Raw genomic sequence first — 2,240 nt, forward strand, 5'->3', positions numbered from 1 at the left:
AAGGGCTGCTGGAGGCGGCCGGGGTGCGGGAAGGCATGCGCCATGGCGACCTCGCGGCCGGCAGCGGCGTGGTGGCGCTGGGCGCCCTGGCGAAGGGGGCAAGGGTCGACGCCTATGACCTGAGCCCCGGCATGCTGGCGATCCTGGAAGGGCGGGCACCGGCGGTCCATGCGGTCGCCGCCTCGGTCGACCGGCTGCCGGTCGCGGACGGCCACTACGACACGCTGACCATGGGCTTCGGCATCGGCCACCTGCCGGTACCCGAGGCGGCAGTGGCCGAGGCGCTGCGGGTGCTGAAACCCGGGGGGCGGATCGCCCTGTCCTGGTGGGCGGATCGCGACGAGAACCGGGTGAACGGCCTGTTCGTCGACCTGATCGAGGAACTGGCGCTGACCGCGCCGCCCGAGCGCCTGCCGCCCGGACCCCCGATCTTCCGCTTCGCCGACCGCAAGGCGCTGGTGCGCCTGCTGGAAGACGCAGGGTTCACCGACGTGTGCCTGGAGACCCTGGCGTTCCGGCATGTCGTACCGGCCGCTGCCGACTGGTGGGCAATCGGCCGGGGTGCGTTCGCCCGGGTGTCGGCGATCCTGGATGCCCAGTCGGCGCAGGCGCAGGAGCGGATCCGCACCCTGTTCCTGGAGCGGGCAGAGACCTATCGGGACGGCGACGGCATCGCGATCCCGATCAGGTTCCATGTGGTGAGCGGCAGCGCGCCTCGAGCTGAGGGCTGAAGGCCCGCCAGGCTCAGGTCACGAAGTTTCCAGCGGTCAGCTTGGTCACGTCGTACAAGGTGATGGTGCCCTGGCCCCAGCCATAACCGTCGCCGACGAAGGTGGGCTGCCCGGGTGCCGTGTAGGTGACGTCGGTGGTCGCGGTGAAGACGCCGAGATTGATCACCAGGCTCGGGGCTGCGATACCGTCGAACGAGGCCGATCTGGTGGACACCGCGTCGTCGGCGCTGGTGATGGCGCCGTCGCTGTTGCTGTCCAGATCGGCGAACCTGAAGTCATAGCTCTGCTGCTCGCCCGTGGCGGAATTGCTCTGCCGCCAGGAGAACTCCAGCCGGTCGCTGCCGTCGAAGTCGGTGATCAGGTCATTGGCGTGATAGAAGACATTGGTGGGGCTGTCGACGGCCTCCCGGTCGCCATGCATGCGGTAGGCGAAGACGTCGGCACCCTCGCCGCCGGTCATGACCGTCCGCTCGCCGGGGCGAGCCTCGCTGCTGGCCAGGTCGTCGTTGCCTGCCCCGCCGATCAACCGGTCGCTGCCGATCCCGCCGCGGAGATGGTCGTCGCCGGCACCGCCGTCCAGGCGGTCGTCGCCAAAGCCGCCGAACAGCCAGTCGGCACCGTTCTCGCCGCGCATGTTGTCGTCGGACGTGCCGCCATAGGCCGTGTCGTTGCCATCCCCGGCGAACAGGGTGAGAGCCCCGTCATTCTGGGGCCAGCTTAGCTGGTAGGGCATGTCGGCCTGGTCGTCGCCGCTGCCCGCATAGACGACGTTGGCGCCACCGCCGGGCAGGATCCGGTCGTTGCCGTCGCCGCCGAGCAAAAGGTCGTCGCCGACCGTAGCATAGATCCGGTCGTCGCCCGCCCCGCCCTCCAGATGCTCGTTGCCCTGCTCGACCTGGGGCAGCTCGTTGACCTCGTAGGGACGGTAGCCGCTGACCAGCAGATCGTTGCCGTCCCCGCCCAGCAGGCGGTCCTCGCCAGGGCCGCCATAGAGATCGTCGTTGCCGGCGTCGCCCTGGATGGTGTCGTTGCCGACATCACCCCATAGGCGGTCGCGGCCGTCGCCCCCGGACAGCAGGTCGTTGCCATCGCCGCCGCTCAGCCGGTCCCACCCGGCATCGCCCCACAGCCGGTCGCCCTGGTTCTCGCCGTAGAGCAGGTCGTCGCCCAGGCCGCCATACAGCTCGTCCCTGCCGTTGCCGGCATGGATCGTGTCGTTGCCGGCATCACCCCAGAGGCGGTCGCGGCCGTCGCCGTCCCAGACGAGATCGTTGCCGTCGCCGCCGCTGACCCGGTCATGGCCGGCGGCACCCTTGATCACGTCATTGCCCGATCCGGCACGCAGGAGGTCGTTGCCGTCGCCACCCCAGAGCTCATCGTTGCCGGCATCGCCATAGATCGTGTCGTCGCCCGCGTCGCCCCAGAGGCGGTCACGGTCGCGGCCGCCCTCGATATGGTCGTTGCCGTCGCCGCCGCTGACCAGATCGAGGCCATCCTCGCCGTAGATCC

At 70.0% G+C, this 2,240-nt stretch carries 2 protein-coding genes; one reads left to right on the forward strand and one right to left on the reverse strand.

Annotation, left to right across the window (positions count from 1 at the left end; all coding sequences use genetic code 11):
- A partial coding sequence (locus tag VNS22_RS05810; RefSeq protein WP_325730523.1) for a class I SAM-dependent methyltransferase occupies positions 1 to 731 on the forward strand: 731 nt, incomplete at its 5' end.
- 13 nt (positions 732 to 744) lie between these two features.
- Here VNS22_RS05810 and VNS22_RS05815 read toward each other — a convergent pair.
- Positions 745 to 2,240: calcium-binding protein (locus VNS22_RS05815; protein WP_325730525.1), on the reverse strand; the 1,496-nt coding region annotated here is incomplete at its 5' end.

Source organism: Geminicoccus sp., from assembly GCF_035556675.1.
Taxonomy (GTDB): Bacteria; Pseudomonadota; Alphaproteobacteria; order Geminicoccales; family Geminicoccaceae; genus Geminicoccus.